Annotated in this window: 9 protein-coding genes; 4 read left to right on the plus strand and 5 right to left on the minus strand. The window is 61.1% G+C overall.

Going from position 1 to position 22,287, the window contains the following annotated elements:
- Positions 1 to 132 precede the first annotated feature (132 nt).
- On the minus strand, positions 133 to 13,131 hold the full coding sequence (locus ACZZ0A_RS16470; protein ID WP_463543468.1) for a non-ribosomal peptide synthetase: 12,999 nt from the start codon (positions 13,129 to 13,131) through the stop codon (positions 133 to 135).
- A gap of 369 nt (positions 13,132 to 13,500) precedes the next feature.
- Between ACZZ0A_RS16470 and ACZZ0A_RS16475 the strand changes: the two genes are divergently transcribed.
- On the plus strand, positions 13,501 to 14,055 hold the full coding sequence (locus ACZZ0A_RS16475) for an RNA polymerase factor sigma-70 (protein WP_007908696.1): 555 nt from the start codon (positions 13,501 to 13,503) through the stop codon (positions 14,053 to 14,055).
- A gap of 108 nt (positions 14,056 to 14,163) precedes the next feature.
- Here ACZZ0A_RS16475 and ACZZ0A_RS16480 read toward each other — a convergent pair whose 3' ends face one another.
- The 4 genes from ACZZ0A_RS16480 to ACZZ0A_RS16495 form a co-directional block, all read right to left on the minus strand.
- Positions 14,164 to 15,177 (minus strand): GNAT family N-acetyltransferase, encoded by a 1,014-nt coding sequence (locus ACZZ0A_RS16480; RefSeq protein ID WP_123375541.1) that lies wholly within the window; start codon positions 15,175 to 15,177, stop codon positions 14,164 to 14,166.
- Between the two features lie 140 nt (positions 15,178 to 15,317).
- Positions 15,318 to 16,154, minus strand: coding sequence for a carbohydrate binding domain-containing protein (locus tag ACZZ0A_RS16485; RefSeq protein ID WP_007908694.1), 837 nt, complete (start codon positions 16,152 to 16,154; stop codon positions 15,318 to 15,320).
- 137 nt (positions 16,155 to 16,291) lie between these two features.
- Entirely contained in the window at positions 16,292 to 17,086 is a 795-nt protein-coding gene (locus tag ACZZ0A_RS16490; protein ID WP_007908693.1) for a substrate-binding periplasmic protein, read from the minus strand.
- 92 nt (positions 17,087 to 17,178) lie between these two features.
- The gene (locus tag ACZZ0A_RS16495) at positions 17,179 to 17,802 is read right to left on the minus strand and encodes a TetR/AcrR family transcriptional regulator (protein WP_007908692.1); all 624 of its coding nucleotides are present in this window, start codon (positions 17,800 to 17,802) and stop codon (positions 17,179 to 17,181) included.
- Positions 17,803 to 17,986: 184 nt separating this feature from the next.
- Between ACZZ0A_RS16495 and ACZZ0A_RS16500 the strand changes: the two genes are divergently transcribed.
- The 3 genes from ACZZ0A_RS16500 to ACZZ0A_RS16510 are packed head-to-tail and all read left to right on the plus strand — an operon-like array spanning position 17,987 to position 22,273.
- Entirely contained in the window at positions 17,987 to 19,771 is a 1,785-nt protein-coding gene (locus tag ACZZ0A_RS16500) for an acyclic terpene utilization AtuA family protein (protein WP_463543469.1), read from the plus strand.
- Between the two features lie 12 nt (positions 19,772 to 19,783).
- On the plus strand, positions 19,784 to 20,653 hold the full coding sequence (locus tag ACZZ0A_RS16505; RefSeq protein ID WP_463543470.1) for an SDR family oxidoreductase: 870 nt from the start codon (positions 19,784 to 19,786) through the stop codon (positions 20,651 to 20,653).
- A 3-nt stretch (positions 20,654 to 20,656) separates the two neighbouring features.
- Positions 20,657 to 22,273, plus strand: coding sequence for an acyl-CoA carboxylase subunit beta (locus ACZZ0A_RS16510; protein ID WP_463543471.1), 1,617 nt, complete (start codon positions 20,657 to 20,659; stop codon positions 22,271 to 22,273).
- Positions 22,274 to 22,287 lie beyond the last annotated feature (14 nt).

Here is a 22,287-nt window from a genome sequence, read left to right on the forward strand (position 1 = left end):
GTTGAACGCGCTGACGCCATCGCTGGCAAGCCAGCTCCCACAGGTTCCAGAGTGAACACAAAATCTGTGGCTACACTCGATTACTGTGGGAGCTGGCTTGCCAGCGATAAGGCCACTACAGGCACTAGAAAATCAAAGGCCCTCCAGCTCCGCCATCAGATCATTCAACCGATCAACCTTCTCCTCGGTGATATCGCTCGCCGCCAGCCCGTCAATGTATTCGGCCAGCTCCTCCACCGTGCTGCACTCGAACATCGCCCGCAACGGCACATCGCGCTGCAGGGTTTTCTGCACCCGCGAGGCGATCTGCGTGGCCAGCAACGAATGCCCGCCCAGTTCGAAGAAGTTGTCGCGTACGCCGACCTTCTCGACCTTCAGCACCTCGGCCCAAACATCCGCCAGGGTCTGCTCCAGTTCATTGCGCGGGGCCAGATAATCCTGACTCTGCAACTGGCCGATCTCCAGCGCCGGCAAGGCTTTGCGGTCGAGTTTGCCGTTGGCATTCAGCGGCAGCTGATCGAGCCACAACCAGTGCAGCGGCACCATGTATTCAGGCAACTCGGCGCGCAGGCGCTGTTTGATCCGCTCCAGGCGTTCACTCGGATTGAGTGCCGAATCGGCCGCCACCAGATAGCCGACCAAGTGCTTGCCGTTGACGCCTTCCTGCACACCGACTGCGCCATCGCGCACTTCCGGTTGCTCATGCAGACGCGCCTCGATCTCACCCAGCTCGATGCGGTAACCGCGAATCTTCACCTGATGGTCAACGCGGCCGACGTACTCCAGCACACCGTCGCTGCGACGCCGCGCCAGGTCACCGGTGCGATACAGACGCTCGCCCGGCGCACCGAACGGGTTCGGCACAAACACCGGCGCGGTACGCAACGTATCGCTGACATAACCGCGACCAACGCCCGTCCCCGCCACACACAACTCCCCCACCGCGCCCAAAGGCACCAGTTCCAGAGCGCCATCAACGAGGTACAGCAAGTTGTTGTCGGTCGGCGTACCGATCGGCAAGTAACTGCCGCGCGTCGAGGCCATGTCGACACGGAAAAACGCCACGTCATCCGAGCATTCCGCCGGGCCGTAAGCGTTGACCAGACCGATGTCCGGGTAACGCAGCAGCCATTGGTGCGCCAGCTCCGGCGGCATTGCTTCACCGGTCGGCAGCATCCAGCGCAAGCCATCCAGGCTCAGGCGATCCGAGGCGAGCATCCCCTGAATCAGCGACGGCACGCTCTCCAGTACGGTGATGCCCTGCGCTTGCACGTGCACCAGCAAACCTTGCGGATCGTGGGCGATGGTGTTCGGCACGATGTCCACCCGTGCGCCGAACAACGGCGCGGCGAGGAACTGCCAGACCGAAATATCGAAGCTTTGCGACGCGGTCTGTGCAATCACATCGACGTCGCTCAGATTCAAGTACGGCACCTTGCTCAACTGGTTGTTGAGCATACCGCGCTGCTCGACCATCACGCCTTTCGGCAGGCCGGTCGAACCCGAGGTGTAGATCACATAAGCGAGGTTGTCCGGGCCGCTGTAAATCTCCGGGTTGTGCGCCGATGTTGCCGCTGCCTGAAGCTCTTCCCACACCAGCAAGCGCGGTCGATTGGCGCAGCTGAATTCATCCAGCAAAGTCTGCGCCTGTTCAAAGCATGCTTTAGAGCAGACCAGCACCGGCGTGCGGCTCAGTTCGATGATGCGTTGCAGACGCTGGCTCGGCAGGCCCGGATCCAGCGGCAGATAACCGGCACCGGCCTTGAAGCTACCGATGATCATGCCGAGCAGATCGAGATTTCGTTCGGCGAGCAAGGCCACCGGTTGATCCATCTGCACACCCGCGGCGACCAGTGCATGGCCGAGTCGGTTGGCATTGTGGTTCAGCTCGGCGTAGCTCAGTTGCTGATCAAGGCAAGTGGCGGCGATGCGCTGCGGATGCGCGGCGACCTGCGCTTCGAACAGCGCAACGTAGCTCTGCTCCAGCGGATAGTCGTGGGCACTCTGGTTGCAACCGTGCAGCAGAAACTCCTCTTCCTCACTGCCTAGCAGCGGCAGGTCGGCCATATCGCCATGGAAGCCATCGACCAGCGCCAGCAGCAAACGCTTGAACTCGCCGAGCATGCGTTCGATGGTCGATTCGTCGAAATAGCGCTGGTCGTAGGACAGATGCAGACCAAGGTCATCACCCGGGTAGCACACCGCCGTCAGCGGGAAGTTAGTGTGCGTACGGCCGGAGTCCGAGGTCGCATTGAGGCTCTGCGCGCGATCAAGTACCGACACTTCCACCGGCGCGTTTTCGAAGACAAACAGGCTGTCAAACAGCGGCTGGCCTTTCGGCAATTCGCTTTGTTCCTGAATGTTCACCAGCGGCAGGTATTCGTACTCACGCAGTTGCATGTTGCTGTCGAGCAAAGCGCTGAGCCACTCACGCACGCTGCTGCGCTGATCGTCCTCAGGCATTTTCACCCGCAGCGCGATACTGTTGATGAACAGACCGACGGTGCGCTGCATCTCCGGCATTTCCACCGGACGCCCGGCCACGGTGACGCCGAAGAGCACGTCACGATCGCCACTCATGCGGCGCAGTACCAAGGCCCACGCGGCTTGAGCGAAAGTGTTGATGGTCAATTGATGCGCCTGCGCCAGTTCACGCAGACGCGCACCGTCCTCGACATTGAGGCGGGTGTAGCGGTCGCCAACGACCATGCCGCCGCTTTCACCGGCGTGTTCGCGCAGGAACGGACGGTCGCTCGGGATCGGTGTGGTGCGTTCGAACCCTTGCAGATTGTGCTGCCACCACTGCCGCGCTTCGGCCAGGCTCTGACGTTGCAGCCAGCCGATGTAATCGCGATAACGCGGCGGCACGGCAAGTTGCGCTTCACGACCCTCACCCAACGCGGTGTAAATCTCGAAGAAGTCGTTCATCAGCAACGAGCGGCACCATGCATCGATGAGAATGTGGTGGTTGCTCATCATGAACCAGTAACGCGCTGCGCCGACCTTGATCAGACGCAGGTGGAACGGCGCCTGATTGAGCAGATCGAAACCGGCCTCACGCTCGCTTTTCAGCAGCGCTTGCAGCTTCGGTTCCTGCTCGGTTTCAGCGATGGCACTCCAGTCCAGATACTCGATCGGCGTGCGACCCGGTGTGTGAATCACTTGCAGCATGTCTTCGCCGACATTCCAGCAGAACGACGCACGCAGCGCTTCGTGACGGGCGATCACCGCTTGCCACGCCTGGGCGAAACGCTCCGGGTCGAGTTCGCTGTTGATGCGGTAGCGATCCTGCATGTAGTACAGACCGGTGCCCGGTTCGAGCAAGGTATGCAGCAACATGCCTTCCTGCATCGGCGTCAGCGGATAAACGTCTTCGATGTGCGCGGCCGGTACCGGCAAGGCATCCAGTTGCGCCTGAGTCAGCTTGGCCAACGGGAAATCCGACGGCGTCAGGCCGCCGGCCTCGTCTTGCAGGCAATGGGCGATCAGGCTTTGCAGCTCACCGAGGTAAGCGTCGGCCAGATCGTTGATGGTTTGCGCGTCGTAACGCTCGGCGCTGAAGGTCCAGCGCAGCAGCAATTCACCGCCGTAGACCTGACTGTCGATACTCAGTTCGTTCGGCAATGGCGCGTGCGGATCGTGGGCGGCACCGACCGCTTCATCCAGCGGACGGAACAGCGCATCGCTGCCGAAGCTCTGGTCGAACTGGCCGAGGTAGTTGAAGGTGACCGGCGCGTTCGGCAACGCGGCCATGCTGCGCTGGCTGAGATCATCGGCGAGATAACGCAGTACGCCGTAGCCCAGGCCCTTGTGCGGCACAGCGCGCAGTTGCTCCTTGATCGCCTTGATCGAAGCGCCCTGCCCCGCAGCCTCTTCGATGTTGTGCGGGGTCAGACGCAGTGGGTAAGCGCTGGTGAACCAGCCGACAGTGCGGGTCAGATCGATCTCGTCGAACAGGGTTTCGCGACCGTGGCCTTCCAGTTGAATCAGTGCCGACGGTTGACCGCTCCAGCGGCAGAGCACACGGGCCAGCGCGGTCAGCAGCAAGTCGTTGACTTGCGTGCGATAGGCGGCTGGCGCCTGTTGCAGTAACTGTTTGGTGTGCTCGGCATCGAGGCGCACGCTGACGGTTTGCGCGTGACGATTCTGCTGGCCGCCCTGCGGGTTTTCGCACGGCAAATCGGCGCTCGGACCGGCCAGTTGGGTCTGCCACCAGTTGAGTTCTTCGCGCAGGGATTCGCTGCCGGCGTAGGCTTGCAAACGCGCGGCCCAGTCTTTGAAGGCACTGGTTTTCGCTGGCAGTTTCACCGCTTGGTCGGCATCGAGTTGGCGGTAAACGGTTTGCACATCGTCGAGCAATACGCGCCACGACACGCCGTCGACCACCAAGTGATGGATTGCGATAAACAGGCGTTGCTGACCTTCAGGGCCGTCGACCAGCAAGGCGCGAACCAGCGGACCATTTTGCAGATCAAGGCTGCGTTGCGCATCGGCAAACAGCGCTTGGCACTTGTCCATCGAGGTAACCCGCACTTGCCACACCACGGCCGCTTCGGAGACGGCTTGGTGCGTCGCTTGCCATTGACCGTTGGCCTCGGTGAAGCGCAGGCGCAAGGCATCATGCTGCTCGATCACCGCCAGCAACGCTTGCTCCAGACGATGCGGTTCGAGGGTCACGGTCGGCTCCAGCAACAACGCCTGATTCCAGTGCTGACGCTTGGGGATTGCAGTGTCGAAGAACCAGTGCTGAATCGGCGTCAGGCGCGATTCACCGGCCACCAGACCCTGCTCGGCCGTGAACTGCTCGGTGCGGCTGGCCACAGCGGCCAGTGTCTGCACAGTCTGATGCTGGAACAGATCACGCGGGCTGAAATGAATGCCTTGCTGGCGCGCACGGCTGACCACTTGGATCGACAGAATCGAGTCGCCACCCAGTTCAAAGAAGTTGTCGTTGAGGCCGACCTGTTCGACGTTGAGCACTTCGCACCAGATCTGCGCCAGGGTCTGTTCCAGTTCGTTGCTTGGCGCAACGTAGTCCTGACGATTCAACTCGGGATCCGGCGCCGGCAAGGCGCGGCGGTCGAGTTTGCCGTTGGCGGTCAGCGGCATGCTCGCCAGCAGAATCAGGTGGGTCGGCACCATGTAATCCGGCAGTTGCGCCTTGAGGTGCGCCTTGAGCGCGTCGCGCAGTTCAGCCTGATTGGCTTCGCTTTGCTCAGCGACTTCAGTGACTAAATAGCCAACCAGTTGTTTGCCGCTTGGCGCGTCGAGGGCGAGCACCACGGCTTCGCGGATCGAGTCATGATCGAGCAGACGGGTTTCGATTTCGCCGAGCTCGATACGGAATCCACGGATTTTCACTTGATGGTCGATGCGCCCAAGGTACTCCACCAAACCATCGGCGCGCTGGCGCACCAGATCGCCGGTGCGGTACATGCGCCCGCCATCGCTGGCGAACGGGTCAGCAACAAAACGCTCGGCGGTGATGCCCGGACGGTCGTGATAGGCCTGCGCCAGACCGGCGCCGCCGACGAACAATTCACCGGTCGCACCTTGCGGCACCAGCGCCAGATCGGCGTCGAGAATGTACGCCACGCGCGCACCGATCACGCTGCCGATCGGCACGCTGCCGGCGCCCTCCTCCAGCACCTGCGGCGCCAGACTGGCCAGTGGCATGACCACGGTTTCCGTCGGGCCATAGGCGTTGAAGAACATCGCCGGTTTGAACGCTGCACGAATGCGTTGCAGGTGTTCACCGGTCAATGCTTCACCGCCGGTGATGATCATCCGCACCGGGAGGATTTCGTTTTGCGTCGAGAGGAACTGCGCCAACTGGCTACCGTAGCTCGGGGTGAAACCGAGCACGTTGATTTTATGCGTGCGGATCAAACCGCAGATTTCTTCCGCGTCCCACTGACCTTGTGCACGCAATACAACCTGCGCGCCACTGAGCAGCGGCACCAACAGACGCTCGGTCGCCGCATCGAAGTTGATCGAATAGAAGTGCAGTTCGCAGTCATCCGGGCGCATGCCAAACCGCTCGATCACGGCTTGGCAGTGCATGGCGATTTCACCGTGGGAGACCACCACGCCTTTCGGTTTGCCGGTCGAGCCCGAGGTGTAAATCAGGTAGGCCTGATGTTGCGGCAGGCTGATAAACGGCAGCTCGCTGGCCGGATAAGCAGCGAGTGCTGCGCTGTCATCTTCCAGGCACCAGCGCGCCACGCTCGACGGCAGTTCGCCAAGGGCTTTGAACATTGCGCGATCACTGAGCAGCAGGCCGATGCGGCTGTCTTCGATCATGTAATGCAGACGGTCGAGCGGGTATTCCGGGTCCAGCGGCACATAGGCGCCGCCAGCCTTGAGAATCGCCAGCAGGCCGATGACCATTTCCAGCGAACGCTCCAGTGCCAGACCCACCCGTACTTGCGGGCCGACGCCGCGCTCACGCAGCGCCCAGGCCAGACGATTGGCGCGGGCGTCGAGTTCGGCGTAGCTAAGGGTCTGCCCGGCGAAAGTCAGGGCCGGTGCGTCTTTGCGCGCCAGCGCTTGTTCGGCGAACAGGTGATGGATGCACTGGTCGAGACGACGCTCACCCGGTTCGACGCCGAGGCTGTCGAGCAGTTGCTGTTGCTCCAGAGCGTCCAGCAGCGGCAATTCGCTTAGACGCTGTTGCGGATCGGCGATCAGCGCTTCCAGCAGGTTGCGCCAATGTTTGGCCATGCGCGCGATGGTCGGCTCGTCGAACAGATCGGTGCTGTAAGTCAGGCAGCAACCGAGGCGATGGTCGAGGTCGGTGACTTCCAGATTGAGGTCGAACTTGGTCGCCCGCGCATCGTTGGCCAAATACTCGACGGTCATGCCGGCGAGCATGCGGCTCTGCTGGAATTCCCAGCGCTGCACGTTGCACATTACTTGGAACAACGGGTTGTAGGCGGCACTGCGCGGCGGCTGCAACGCTTCGACCAGATGATCGAACGGCAGATCCTGATGCGACTGGCCTTCGATCACGGTGTGACGCACCTGCTCGAACAACTCGCCGACCGACATCATGCCGTCGAGCTGACAACGCAGCACCTGGGTGTTGAGGAACGCACCGATCAGCCCTTCGCTTTCTGGGCGAATACGGTTAGCCACTGGCGCGCCGATGCGCAGATCGGTCTGGCCGCTGTAGCGGTAAAGCAATGTCGCGAGCGCGGCGGTCATGGTCATGAACAGGGTCAGGCCGTTTTGCGCATTGAAGGCACGAACCCGCGCGGCAAGATCGTCGCTGAGGTCGAAGCGGAACAGTTCGCCCTGATGGCTTTGTACCGGCGGACGCGGACGGTCACCCGGCAGTTCCAGCAGCGGATGTTCACGACCGAGTTGCGCGGTCCAGTAGTCGAGTTGGCGCTGACGCTCGCCGGATTCCAGCCAGTTGCGCTGCCAGACGCTGTAGTCGAGGTATTGCACCGGCAACGGTTCCAGCGGCGAATCACGGTCATCGACAAACGCTTCGTACAGCGCGCTGAGTTCGCGGGCGAAAATATCCATCGCCCAGCCTTCGGTGACGATGTGGTGCAGAGTCAGGACAAAGTAATGCTCCTGCTCGGCGGTTTTCACCAGGCAGGCGCGCAGCAGCGGACCGCTTTCCAGATCGAACGGCAGATGCGCTTCTTCGTCGGCGAATTGCTGAACCTTTTGCTCGCGCACGTCGGCGGAAAGTTTTGAGAAATCCTTCCAGCCCATGCATACGCCGGTTTCGGCATGCACCTGTTGGCGGGCGACGCCGTCGACGCTCGGGAAGGTGGTGCGCAGGGTTTCGTGACGCCGGATCAGCGCTTGCAGTGCGGCCTCGAAACGCTCGACGTGCAACACGCCGCGCAAGCGCGCCATGCCGCCGACGTTGTACGCCGGGCTGTCCGGCTCCATCTGCCAGAGGAACCACATGCGCTGTTGCGAGTACGACAACGGCACCGGTTGGCTGCGATCAACCTTGTCGATCGGCGGCTGTTTGTTGGTGCGGCCGCTGGCCTGGATCAGGCGGATCTGCTCGGCGAAATCAGCCAGCTCGCTGTGCTCGAACAAGGCGCGCAACGGCAGTTCGACGTCGCAGGCCTGACGGGTGCGCGAGATGATTTGCGTGGCCAGCAGCGAGTGACCGCCGAGGGCGAAGAAGTCGTCGCGCAGGCCAACTTGCGCCAGACCGAGCACTTCGCGCCAGATCGCGGCGATCTGCTGTTGCAGTGCAGTCACCGGCTCGACGTGTTCACGTACTTGCCATTGCGGCTCGGGCAAGGCGCGGCGGTCGAGTTTGCCGCTTGGGCTGAGGGGCATTGCATCCAGACGCATCAGTTGTGCCGGGACCATGTATTCCGGCAGCTCGGCGGCCAGCGCGGTTTTCAGGCGAGCGCTTTGCTCGTCAGGATGTTCACTGGCATCGGTCGCGGTGAAGTAACCGATCAGTTGCGCACCGGCAGCGGTTTCGCGCACCAGCACCACGGCTTGGGCGACGCCATTCTGGGCAAGCAGACGCGCTTCGATTTCTTCCGGTTCGACGCGGAAGCCACGCAGTTTGACTTGCTGGTCGAGACGGCCGAGGTATTCGATGACGCCGTCGGACGTCCAGCGCGCGCGGTCGCCGGTGCGGTACAAACGTGCGCCCTGCTCGCCCAGCGGATCGACCACAAAACGTTCCGCGGTCAACGATGGACGGCCAAGGTAACCGCGAGCCAGACCGATACCGCTGATGCACAGCTCACCCGGCACGCCGGCCGGCACCGGATTGAGATCGGCGTCGAGCACGCGGCAAATCACGTTGCCCAACGGACGACCGATCGGCGAACGTTCGCCATCGGCAGGGGTGCAATGCCAGTGGGTGACGTTGATTGCGGTTTCGGTCGGGCCGTAACGGTTGTGCAGTTGCACCGTCGGCAGTTGCGCGAGGACGCGGTTACGCAGTTCGGCGGGCAGCGCTTCACCACCGGAGAATACCCGGCGCAGGCTGGTGCATTCGGCGCTCAGCGGTTCGTCGATGAACAGCGAGAGCAGTGGCGGCACAAAGTGCAGCGTGGTCACGCCATAGGCCTGAACAAGCTGCGCAATGCGATGCGGATCGCGGTGTTCACCGGGGCCGGCGATCAGCAGACGCGCGCCAGTGATCAGCGGCCAGAAGCATTCCCACACCGACACGTCGAAACTGATCGGCGCTTTTTGCATCAGCACATCCGTTTCATCGAGCGCGTAAGCGTTCTGCATCCATTGCAGGCGCTCGGCCAGTGCTGCGTGGGTATTGCCGACGCCTTTCGGTTGGCCGGTGGAACCCGAGGTGTAGATCACGTAGGCGAGGTTGTCGCCGTGCAGGTGCAGACCTGGCGCCTGGCTCGGCCAGTTTTCCAGGTGCAACGCATCCATGGCGATCACGCTGACGCCGTCGCTGGCCGGCAAACGCTCGAGCAATTCGGTTTGGGTCAGCAGCAATTCGACGCCGCTGTCGCTGAGCATGTAGGCGAGACGATCAGCCGGATAATCCGGGTCCAGCGGCACATAGGCGCCACCGGCCTTGATGATCGCCAGCAGGCCGATCAACAGTTGTGGCGAACGCTCGGCGGCGATGGCCACGCAAACGTCCGGGCCGACGCCTTTGTCGCGCAGGTAGTGCGCGAGGCGGTTGGCCTGCGTGTGCAGTTCGGCGAAGTCGAGGCTGCCACCGTCCCACACCAGCGCGGTGCGTTCCGGGGTTTTTCGCACCTGTTCGTTGAGCCGTTCCGGCAGCCATTGTTGCGCCGGGGTGCACGGTGCGACGCTCCAGTTTTTTTGCTGGTCGTGTTCGCCGACGGTCAACAGCTGCAGGTCGCCGATGGCTTGCTCCGGGCGTTCGCAGACTTCGCGCAACAGGTTGCTGAAGTGTTCGGCCAGACGCTCGATGGTGGCCGAATCGAACAGTTCACTGGCATAGTCGAACGACAGCGTCAGGCGACCGTTACGGTCTTCTTCGCTGTGCAGTTGCAGGTCGAACTTGGCTTCGCGGCTGTGCCACGGCAGTTCTTCGGCGAGCAGACCCGGCAGACGCTTGAGTGCGCTCAGGTCGCGTTGCTGATGGTTGAACATGACCTGGAACAAGCCTTGTTCACGGGCTTGCGGGAAGGCTTCGAGCAGTTGTTCGAAGGGCAGATCCTGATTCGCTTGCGCACCGAGTGCGGCTTGACGGGTCTGGGCCAGCAGCTCGACAAACGACAGGCGCGAATCGATTTGCGCACGCAGCACTTGGGTGTTGATGAAGAAACCGATCAGGCCTTGGGTTTCCAGGCGCGGACGGTTGGCGTTGGGTACGCCGATGCGAATGTCGCGCTGACCGCTGTAGCGATGCAGCAGGCTCTGGAATGCCGAGAGCAGCAGCATGAACGGCGTCGCTTGTTGCGCTTGCGCGGTGTTGCGGATCGCCTCGCTGAGGTGCGCGCCCAAACGCACGGTGTGGCGCGCGGCACTGTGGTTTTGTTGGGTCGAGCGCGGATGATCAGTGGCCAGTTCCAGGGTCGGATGTTCGTCACCCAACTGCGTTTTCCAGTACGCTAGTTGCCGCTCGCCCTCGCCCTGCGCCAGCCATTGGCGCTGCCAACTGCCGTAGTCGGCGTACTGGGTTGGCAGCGGCGCAAGGGTCGCGGTCGCGCCCTGCGAAGCGGCGGCGTACAGGCGCGAAAATTCGTCGATCAATACGTTCAGCGACCAGCCGTCGGCGATGATGTGGTGCAGCGTCACCAGCAGTTGGTGATCTTCGTCGTCGAGACGCACCAGCGTCACCCACAGCAGCGGGCCTTTCTCCAGGTCGAACTGGGTGCGCGCTTCATCTTCGCGGATTTGTTGCGCACGGGCCTCGCGCTCATGGGCCGGCAGGTCGCTGATGTCGATCAGTTGCAGATTGAATTCGGCGGCGGCAGCGACTTGTTGCAGGGCCACGCCGTCGCGTTCGAAGAAGCGTGTGCGCAGGGATTCATGGCGTTCGATCAATTGCTGGAAACTGGTGCGCAAGGCGTCTTCGTCCAGTTCGCCGCGTAAACGCAGGGCACCGGGAATGTTGTAGGCGCTGCTCTGCGGGTCGAGTTGCCAGGTGATCCTCAGACGGTTTTGCGCCAGCGATTGTGGCATTGGCTCGGAACGCGACAACGCAATGATTGCGCCTTGGGCGCTGCCGCCGTCCTGTTGCTGTTGCGCCACGGCAGCAGCGAATGCCGACAGTGTCGGGGCTTCGAAGAGCAGACGCAGGCTCAGCTCAAGGCTGAGTTCTTCGCGAACCCGGGCGATCACTTGCGTGGCGGCGATCGAGTTGCCGCCGAGCAGGAAGAAGTGATCGTCGGCGTTGACCTGTTTGACGTTGAGTTGTTCGGCCCAGATGTTGCCGATCAACGCTTCGAGTTCGGAGGCGCTGGTGGCCGACTCTGCGGTTTCGGCTGTGGTCGACGGGAACACCGCGTAGCTGTCTAGGCTGCCATCGGCCAGACGATTGCGGCACGCCGAACGCTGTAATTTGCCGCTGGAGGTTTTCGGCAAGGCGCCTGGATTGAGCAGTACAACGACGCTTGGTGCCTCCTGATACGCCTCGGCTACCGCTTGGCGGATCGCTTTGATCAAGGCTTCCGGCGGCAGGATTTTTTGCACGCTGCGGCTGATTTCCGCGGCGATGCCGATGCCTTCTTCGCCATTCTGATTGATCGCGAATGCAGCGACGCGGCCCTTGCGCACCACTTCCACTTCGTTCTCGACGGTCTTCTCGATGTCCTGCGGATAGAGGTTGTGGCCGCGCACGATGAGCATGTCTTTCAGGCGCCCGGTGATGAACAGTTCGCCGTTGCGGACGAAGCCCAGGTCACCGGTGCGCAGCCAGGTGCGGCCGGCATGCTGGACAAACGTCTTGGCGCTGGCTTCCGGGTTGCGCCAATAGCCGAGGGCGATGCTCGGACCCGTAGCCCAGACTTCGCCGACAGCATTGTCGGCCAGCGCTTCGAGGGTATTGGGTTCGACGATCAGCACGGCGTGTTCCGGCTGGCTGATGCCGCAGCTCATGATCGGGCTGCCCTCACCCGGCTCCGCACGGTTTTGCGCCAGCGCCTGATCGTCCACGCGCAGTGCCGGGATGCCGGTGCCGCGCGGGGTGCCGGCGACGAATAGCGTCGCTTCGGCCAGACCGTACGAGGCCATGAAACTGTCTGCGCTGAAGCCGCACGCAGTGAACTTCTCGGCGAAGCGCTCGAGGGTGTCGAGACGGATCGGCTCGGAGCCGGAATAGGCCACGCGCCAGCGGCTCAGGTCGAGGCGTTCAAGTGCCGATTCGCTGACCCGCTCGCTGCACAGGCGATAGGCGAAGTCGGGCCCGCCGCTGATGGTGCCGCCGTATTGGCTGATCGCTTCCAGCCAGCGCAAAGGCCGGCCGAGGAAGTACGCTGGCGACATCAGGATGCACGGTACGCCGCTGAAAATCGGCTGCAACAGACCGCCGATCAAACCCATGTCGTGATACAGCGGCAGCCAGCTGACGATCACGTCGTCCGGATTTACATCGATGCCGAAACCGTGACGGATCAACAGTTCATTGGCGACCAGATTGCCGTGGCTGACCTGCACGCCTTTGGGCAGCGCGGTGGAGCCGGAGGTGTATTGCAGGAAAGCGATATGGTCTTGCGGCAAGCTCGGTTCAACCCAGCTTTCGGCCTGCGTTCGGTCGAGAGTGTCGACACACAGCAACGGCGGCGCGCCTTCGATCTGCTGCAAGGCGTCGCGCAAGTCGGCGCTGGTCAGTAGCAGACGCGGTTCGGCGTCGGCAATGATCGACAGCAACCGCTCCTGGTGATGACGCCGCGCAGATTCCGGCGGATAAGCCGGCACCGCGATCACGCCGGCGTACAAGCATCCAAAGAAGGCCGCGACGTAATCCGGGCCGCTGGGAAACAACAGCACCGCGCGGTCGCCGAATTCGGCTTCGACCTGCAATGCGGCCGCAATAGTACGCGCGCGCTCATCCAGTTCGCGATAACTGAGTACCACAGCCTGCTCTTCGCTTTCGGCAAGAAAACGCAAGGCCAGTCGATCCGGCGTCAGGGCCGCGCGGCGCTGAAGGGCTTGGACCAGGGTGCTGGGGAGTTCGAACGCGTCGGTCATGAGGTTTCCTGCCTGAATTCGGCTTGCTAATGGAATCGGGTTGCTGCGTCACGCCCCGCGAAGGGCCTGCTGGGCGCGGTCTGTGCCGACCGCGCAAGGCGCTGGAATGCTGTCTGGCCGGGGTCGTGCACCCGGAACCATTCACCAATGAGAACGGATGACGTCTTGAAATAATTAGTCGGCAGGCTGGATCGCCAATGGGGCCGGGGTGTGGCGGCGTGTCGCAGTTCTCACATCGCACCTTTGTGGCGCATTACTTCTCTTTCTCAATTGACAATCATTATCATTCAACATAATTTGTCGCTCGATGTGTAGGACGGCCTCGTCCCCAGGCGTCCCACTAACCTATTTGGCAGCAAGGTGATTTCCATGACGGAACAAGTATCCACAAGCAAGTGCGATTCACCGCTACTTCAGGCATTCGTCGACAATCGACTGATTCTGGTCAAGATTGCAGCCCGTATTACCGGCTGCCGGTCGCGCGCCGAAGATGTGGTGCAGGATGCGTTTTTCCGACTGCAATCGGCGCCACCAATCACGTCGTCGATCAAGGCGCAACTGAGCTATCTGTTCCAGATCGTGCGCAACCTCGCTATCGATCACTACCGCAAACAGGCGCTTGAGCAGAAGTACTCCGGCCCTGAAGAGGAAGGGCTGAACGTGGTTATTCAAGGTGCTTCGCCGGAAACCTCGCACATCAACTTCTCGACCCTGGAAAACATCGCCGACGCGCTGACCGAACTGCCCAGCCGCACGCGCTATGCATTCGAGATGTACCGCTTGCATGGCGTGCCGCAAAAGGACATCGCCAAGGAGCTCGGCGTTTCGCCAACCCTGGTCAACTTCATGATTCGTGACGCGCTGGTGCACTGCCGCAAGGTCTCGGGCAGCCGTCAGGATGCGGTGATTGCCGGTCGTCGTTAAGACCGCGTCGCCAGATAAAAAAGATCGCAGCCTTCGGCAGCTCTCACATGGAAATGCATTCCTCTGTAGGAGCTGCCGAAGGCTGCGATCTTTTGCTTTTAAATCACCTCAGGCCAATTTGCACCGATCAAAAAACCGCTCACGCCCCAGCATCATCAGCGCCGCGCGCTTGTGCGGAAAGTCGAACTCCTTCTCACAGTGGAAACACTGATTCTGCATGTGGCCGATCATCTTCGCGTTGTCGGCCCGAGGCTCAGCGACCACACGCTGAGTGCGCGGATCATCGAGAAACAGGTAATGCACCAGCGCCGATAGCCAGCTCGCCACTTTGTGCGGGCCACGGTGATCCTCCTCGCCGACCAGCATGTGAATGCCGCGATCGTAATTGTCGGCATCGTAGAACGGCGCAATGCGGTCTTCCTTGGCCCAGTAGGCTTCGAAATAGGCAAACGGCTGATCATCGAAACAGCCGATCAAGGTCAGCGTGTGCGGATCGGCATCGAGCTTGCTCAGGTATTCGCGGTGCTTCTCGAGGCTGCCCTCTTCCTGCCAGAAACTGGCAACGCGCGGACTGTTCTGCCAGCGGTTGAAACGCGGCAAATCCTCTTCGATCTCTACCGTGCGCAGGGAAATCCACGCGCCCAGACGGGCATCGAAACGCCGATACACTTCACCGCGCGGCTTCACCGGCCGCAGTGGATGGCGCTTGCCTTGGCTGATGACCATTTGCTGCGGGTAGCTGCCGGTTAGCGATGTGCCGAGCCAAGGTTGCGGCAATTGCCAGAACAACGTGCGTTCGCAGCGGTATTCACCCGCCACGTCGGTGTTCACCAGCAAGCCACTGAGCAAGGCTTCGGTGGGTGGCTGATCGAGTTGCCAAGTCAATTGCTCGCACGCCGGATCGCGGGCGAACAGCCAGTAACAGGCTGCCCACAACGCCTGCCCGGGCGGCAACGCAAAGCGCTCATCGATCTGGATCGGTCCCTTTGCCTCTCGATCGAGGCGCAAGCGGATCAGCGGTTGCCCGTCCAGGCTCAGGCTCAGACGGCTTTCGGTGGCATCAGCGATCAGTTGGCTGCCCGAAGGCAAGGCCAGGGCAGTCAGGTCATTCAGATTGGACATGGGTCGGGCTCACGATAATCGTCGACAGTTAAATGCTGGAACGTGATCGCGCCCGGAAAATTTAGAGATCCCCACCAACAATCTAACGATGCTGTTTGCTGGCGGGGCTCTCTGAAGCTGACAAACCCCATGTTCTCAAACTAAACAGACCTGACACAGATCCTTTTGATTGCGTAATCGTTTCCGCTGCCACTCGCCGTATGACTGATGATTGCCAACGTGCACTGCGAAGAATCCGCAGTAAACGTGCCCTCCAGTGATTCCCAAGTCATGGCTGGAAAATCCTTGGCTTCAGTGACTGTCTGGGTGCCTGCTGCAAGCGACAGACTCGGCACACTGGAGCTGGTGTTGGTTCGACGAACCTGTAGACCGAACTCATAACGCGTACCGGCTTCAAGGTTCGCGAAGTTTTTTTCCAGAATGATGCCAGCCGATGCGTTGGTGTACGTGCGGTTGTTGAGAACGTAGATGTCCTCGTCCTTGGCGACAACCAGATCTCCGGGGTCGATTGCAGCCGGGCCTTTTGTCCAGCCGTTCCAGGGCGCTTCTTCAGCGTCGGAGAAGGTCGTCAGATCCTCGAAGGGAACTCGCACTTTGAGGCTGATCGGAGGAAACAGCAGTGGGCAATCACAACCCGCGTTATTCAGGGCCAGCTGAAAAATAAGCATCAGTTGACTGTTGTGTTTCAGATCCTGCAGGTCATCCCACGCAATCGTTCTGCGCCAGCCCTCCTCAAATTCCTGCTGCGTCAATGGTTCAGCATCGGCGATGCGCAACATGATTGGTGAACCATCGCTTGTCTGACCACAGGCATGCAGCGTCGTCGGTTGCCCGAGCGCCATAAAGGGCCACCTCGACACTTCGACTGTAATGCCGGTCGAACCATCGGGTTTGTTCAAGGTGAGGACATTCTCGCTGGCTTGCTCTACGAATGGAGCAGGCACACAACGCAGTGAAATCGGGGATGGATTGGACATGGCAAATTCCTTTTTCTCAAGCCGCTCACAAAGAGCGGGTGTGGAAAGGAATCAAAACCTGAAGCCAATACGGCGTCTACTGTCAGATCTGACAGGGTCAGCCAGGTATCCGACCAACGGATGGGCATGACACGCCGTTACTTCGGCACCGGCACCACCGCAATCTTGTACGGCTCGAAAATTTTCAGCATTTCACCGTTGTCGCGCAGCCCCTTAAGCAGCTTGCCAAACGCCGCACCGGTAATCGGCGCCGTCGGGCGAAGAATCGCGTAGTGGTGATAGACCTGATCGATACGTTGTGACACCAGCAACTCGTCGCGCACCTTTTCGTTACGCAGCAGATAATCGAACAGATAGGAACGGGTCACCAAGGCGATATCGGCGCGACTACGAAGGACCATCAGCAGATTGCTGTCGTGGGAATAGGTCAGCGTGGCCTTGTAATTCTGTGCAAGAAATTTGGGGTCGGCGTTGAAGTTGGCGAACTCGTAGTGATAACCGCTGAACAGCGCGAGGCGCTTGCCGGTGAGGTCGGCAAAGTAGTTCTGCTGACGACCGTCCTCGCGTTGCGCGACGAAAATCTCCGCATCCTCGAGGCCCATGTCGACATCCGTGTGCGGAATGTCTTTCCAGCCCCAATCAGGATTCTCGAAAATCGCCATGTCGATCCGGCCCTGCTTGAAATCACCGAAACGCCGGGGAATCGAGGTCGGCACGAGGACGAACTGATAGTCGCTTTGCAAACGATTGAGGGCCTCGACCAGTTGCGGCAGGAGGCCTGTGTCGGCACCGTTCTCCGGGCGAATGGTGTAAGGCGGAAAATGCGCCGCGCCGACCCGAACCAGTTGCGCTGCCTGAGCGGGCAAAACCCAAAATGCAGCCAGCGCTGCGAGCATCAAACCCGCGGCCGTCCGAATTGGCGAAGACTTCAAAACACCCCACTCCCCGAAAAAATACCGATCAATGCATTCAAGCTAGGCGGTTTCGCCAAGTTAGCCAGTTTCCCGGCCGGATAGAAAGTGCTTCAGCGCGCTTCAAGGACCAGAATCAACGCCTCGTCGGCCAACTGATCGAGGCTCAAACTGCCGCCGGCACGGAACCATGTGGTCGTCCACGACAGTGCGCCGGTGAGGAAACGTCGGGTAATAAATACATCGCCACGAATAAATCCGGCGTCTTTGGCTTCACCCAGCACTTGCAGCCAGATGTCTTCGTAAACATCGCGCAACGCCAGCACTTTGGCCTGGCCCTCTTCGGACAGCGAGCGCCATTCGTAGACCAGCACCGCCATGGCTTCACCGCTGCCGCCCATGATCGACTGCAATTCGCAGCGGATCAGCGCCAGCACGCGCTCGCGCACATCAGCCGCATCGGCGAGTGCAGCACGCATCAACGCAGTGTTGTAGCGGATGGTTTCTTCCATCACCGCGCGGAGGATTTCATCCTTGCTTTTGAAGTGATGAAAAATGCTTCCCGACTGGATACCGACTGCGCCGGCCAGATCGCGCACTGTGGTGCGTTCATAGCCTTTGTTACGGAACAGGTGAGCGGCCACTTGCAGCAATTTGCCACGGGCGCTGTCGGGGTCGGTCAATTGGCCCTCGTCGACCAAATCACGCATGACCCTCAGGGCTTTTTGCTCGTCCACCCGTTCTCTCCTACAGTCGATCAGTCTGTTGCCCCCTGAAACCGCAGGGTTGCGCGCAATTTAAGCCGCCAGCGGCAACCAAGCAAGCGCTTGGGCAGAAGATAGTTTCAACTGTTTACAAACCAAGCGCTTGCTTGGTAGCCTCCAGACACTTCTGTCGCAGGTTGCTGAGTCGGAGATAAAAATGCCCACCACCGTTCGCATCGGATGCGCCAGTGCATTCTGGGGAGATACGTCCACCGCCGCCGCGCAGTTGGTGGAGGGCGGCAAGCTGGACTATCTGGTGTTCGACTACCTCGCCGAGATCACCATGTCGATCATGGCCGGCGCACGCATGAAGGATCCGCAGGCGGGGTTCGCCGGCGACTTCATCGAAGTGCTCACGCCTCTGTTGCCGCAGTTGGCCGAGCAGAACATCCGCGTCATCAGCAATGCCGGCGGGGTCAATCCACAAGCCTGCGCCGCCGCCCTGCAAGCGGCCTGCGACAAGGCCGGCGTCCCGCTGAAAATCGCCGTGTTACTCGGCGATGACCTGCAACCACAATTCAAACAACTCAGCGGCATCGCCGAGATGTTCAGCGGCGCCCCGCTGCCGCCGATGTGCGTATCGACCAACGCCTACCTCGGCGCGCCGGGCATTGTCGAAGCCTTGCGCCTGGGCGCCGACATCGTCATCACCGGGCGCGTGGTCGACAGCGCCGTGGTCAGTGCGGCGCTGGTGCATGAATTCGGCTGGTCGTGGCACGACTACGACAAACTCGCCCAGGCCGCGCTGGCCGGGCACATCATCGAATGCGGCGCGCAATGCACCGGCGGCAATTTCACCGATTGGCGCGAGGTGCCGGATTACGAGCACATCGGTTTCCCTATCGTCGAAGTCAGCGCCGACGGCCAATTCATCGTCAGCAAGCCTGAAGGCACTGGCGGACTGGTCACACCACTGACCGTTGGCGAGCAGATGCTGTATGAAATCGGCGATCCGCAGGCGTATCTGTTGCCTGACGTGGTCTGCGATTTCACTCAGGTCAAACTTCAGCAACAAGGCAAAAACCTCGTTCATGTCCACGGCGCCAAAGGCCTGCCGCCGCCGGATAAATACAAGGTCAGCGCCACCTATCCGGATGGCTTTCGCTGTACCGCCAGTTGCCTGATCGCCGGCATCGATGCGGTGGATAAGGCACGACGCGTCAGTCAGGCGATCATCGATAAGACTTCGGAAATGTTCAGCCAGCGCGGCTGGGCGCCCTACAGCGAAATCAACATCGAACTGCTCGGCAGCGAAGCCACCTACGGCCCTCATGGCCAGCGCCGCGACAGCCGTGAAGTGGTGATCAAACTCGCCGTGCGCCACCCGCTGAAACAGGCACTGGTGCTGTTCTCCCGGGAAATCGCCCAGGCCGCCACCGGCATGGCACCGGGGCTGACCGGCATCGTCGGCGGACGGCCAACGGTGTATCCGTTGATCCGTCTGTTCTCCTTTCTGATCGAGAAAAGCGCTTGCTCGCTGCACATCGACATGGCCGGTGAACACTATCCATGCACCCTGCCCTCACTGGGCGCGCTCGACAGCGAGAATTTACCTCTGCCCCATCAGCCGCCCAAACCACAGGGCCGCGCCGATGCCAGTGTGGCCTTGGTGAAACTGGCCGTGGCGCGCTCCGGTGACAAAGGCAATCACAGCAACATCGGCGTCATGCCGCGCAAACCCGAGTACCTAGCGTGGATCGCCGAAGCACTGACCCCAGCCGTTATCGTCGACTGGATGAGCCACGTGCTCGACCCGATCCACGGCCGGGTCGAGCGCTGGTATCTGCCCGGCACCCACAGTTTGAATTTTCTTTTGGAAAACGCGCTTGGCGGTGGTGGCGTGGCCAGTCTGCGCATCGACCCGCAAGGCAAAGCCTTCGCCCAGCAACTGTTGGAAATCCAGATCCCGGTGCCACAGAGCATCGCCGAACAGCTCGACTAGAGGAGGGTTTGCATGGCTTACGCGTCGATTTTCAACGCCGATCTGTTCAGCGGCCAGACCATCATCGTTACCGGCGGCGGCAGCGGCATCGGTCGCTGCACCGCGCATGAACTGGCAGCGCTCGGGGCCAATGTGCTGCTGGTCGGGCGCAAGCCGGAGAAGCTCGAAAAAGTCGCCACCGAAATCGCCGAGGACGGTGGCCGCGCATCCTGGAAGGCCTGCGATATACGCGATGAAGAAGCGGTGAAGCAATTGGTGAAAGAACTGATTGCCAAACACGGGCCGATCCATGGTCTGGTCAACAATGCCGGCGGCCAGTACCCGTCGCCCTTGGCCTCGATCAATCAGAAAGGTTTCGAAACCGTGTTGCGCACCAATCTGGTCGGCGGTTTCCTGATGGCTCGCGAAGTGTTTAACCAGTCGATGAGCAAACACGGCGGCAATATCGTCAACATGCTCGCCGACATGTGGGGTGGCATGCCCGGCATGGGCCACTCCGGCGCGGCGCGTTCGGGCATGGACAACTTCACCAAAACCGCCGCGTTCGAATGGGGTCATGCCGGCGTGCGGGTCAACGCGGTGGCGCCGGGCTGGATCGCCTCCAGCGGCATGGACACTTACGAAGGCGCGTTCAAAGCGGTGATTCCAACCCTGCGTGAACATGTACCGCTCAAGCGCATCGGCACCGAATCGGAAGTCAGCGCGGCGATTGTATTTCTGCTCAGCCCGGCGGCGGCGTTCATCAGTGGCAGCACCTTGAAAATCGATGGCGCAGCCAGCCTCGGCAGTCGTGCATGGCCGTTGCACAAGGCCACTCACAGCGAGTCGTTCAACGGGTTCCACCGGGCGTACCTTCCCGATGTCCTCAAGGACAAGGAGTAAGCCATGCCGCAGATTCAGTCCCGACTCGATCCGCACAGCGAGGCTTTCGCCCGCAACCGTGCGGCCATGCTTACGGCCATCGAACAAGTGCAGCAACTCGAACAGAACCTGCTGAACAAAGCCGCCGAAGCCAAAGCGAAATTCGACAAGCGCGGGCAACTGCTGCCGCGCGAGCGCCTGAACCTGTTGCTTGATCCCGGTGCGCCATTCCTCGAACTGGCCAGCCTCGCCGGCTACAAATTGCATGACGACAAGGATGGCAGTTCGGCCGGTGGCGGGCTGATCGCCGGTATCGGTTACGTCTGCGGCATCCGCGCGATGATCGTGGCGAACAACAGCGCGATCAAGGGCGGCACGATCTCGCCCAGCGGCCTGAAAAAATCCCTGCGCCTGCAACAGATCGCTCAGGAAAACAAACTGCCGGTGATCACCCTCGCCGAGAGCGGTGGCGCCAACCTCAATTACGCCGCCGAGATTTTCGTCGAAGGCGCGCGCAGTTTTGCCAATCAGGCGCGGATGTCGGCAATGGGCTTGCCGCAGATCACTGTGGTGCACGGCTCGGCGACGGCGGGCGGCGCCTATCAGCCGGGGCTGTCGGATTACGTGGTGGTGGTGCGCGGCAAGGCCAAGCTGTTTTTGGCCGGCCCGCCGTTGCTCAGAGCCGCCACCGGCGAAGTCGCCACCGATGAAGAACTGGGTGGTGCCGAGATGCACGCGCAAGTCGCTGGCACGGCTGAATACCTCGCGGAAAACGATGCCGATGGCGTGCGTCAGGTGCGTGAAATCCTCCGTATGCTGCCATGGAACGAGCAGCTGCCGTGGCTGCCGGAGCCGCAATACAAAGAGCCGCTTTACCCGATCGATGAATTGCTCGGGCTGATCCCCGATGATCCGAAAAAGCCTTACGACGTGCGCGAAATCATCGCGCGCATCGCCGATGAATCCTGCTTCGTCGAATTCAAGGGCGAGTTCGATCAGCAAACCATCTGCGGCCAATTGAAGATTCAGGGCCGCGCCTGCGGGTTCATTGGCAACAACGGCCCGATCACCCCGAACGGTGCAAGCAAAGCGGCGCAGTTCATCCAGTTGTGCGACCAGAGCCAGACCCCGCTGCTGTTTTTCCACAACACCACCGGCTTCATGGTCGGCACCGAATCCGAGCAACAAGGCGTGATCAAACACGGCTCGAAACTGATTCAAGCGGTGGCCAATGCAAGGGTGCCTAAACTGACCATCGTCGTCGGCGGTTCCTACGGTGCCGGCAACTATGCGATGTGCGGCCGCGGCCTCGACCCGCGCTTCATCTTCGCCTGGCCGAACAGCCGCACGGCGGTGATGGGCGGTGCGCAGGCCGGCAAGGTGTTGCGCATCGTTACCGAAGCCAAACAGCTCAAGGACGGCTTGACGCCGGACCCGAAGATGCTCGACATGCTCGAACAGGTCACCGCGCAGAAACTCGACAACCAGTCCACCGCGCTTTATGGCAGCGCCAACCTGTGGGACGACGGGCTGATCGATCCGCGCGACACGCGCACCCTGCTCGGTTATTTGCTCGATATCTGTCACGAAGCCGACATTCGCACGTTGCAACCCAACAGCTTCGGCGTCAGCCGGTTCTGACCGCCACGGATCTT

It is taken from the genome of Pseudomonas sp. AC242, assembly GCF_979258655.1.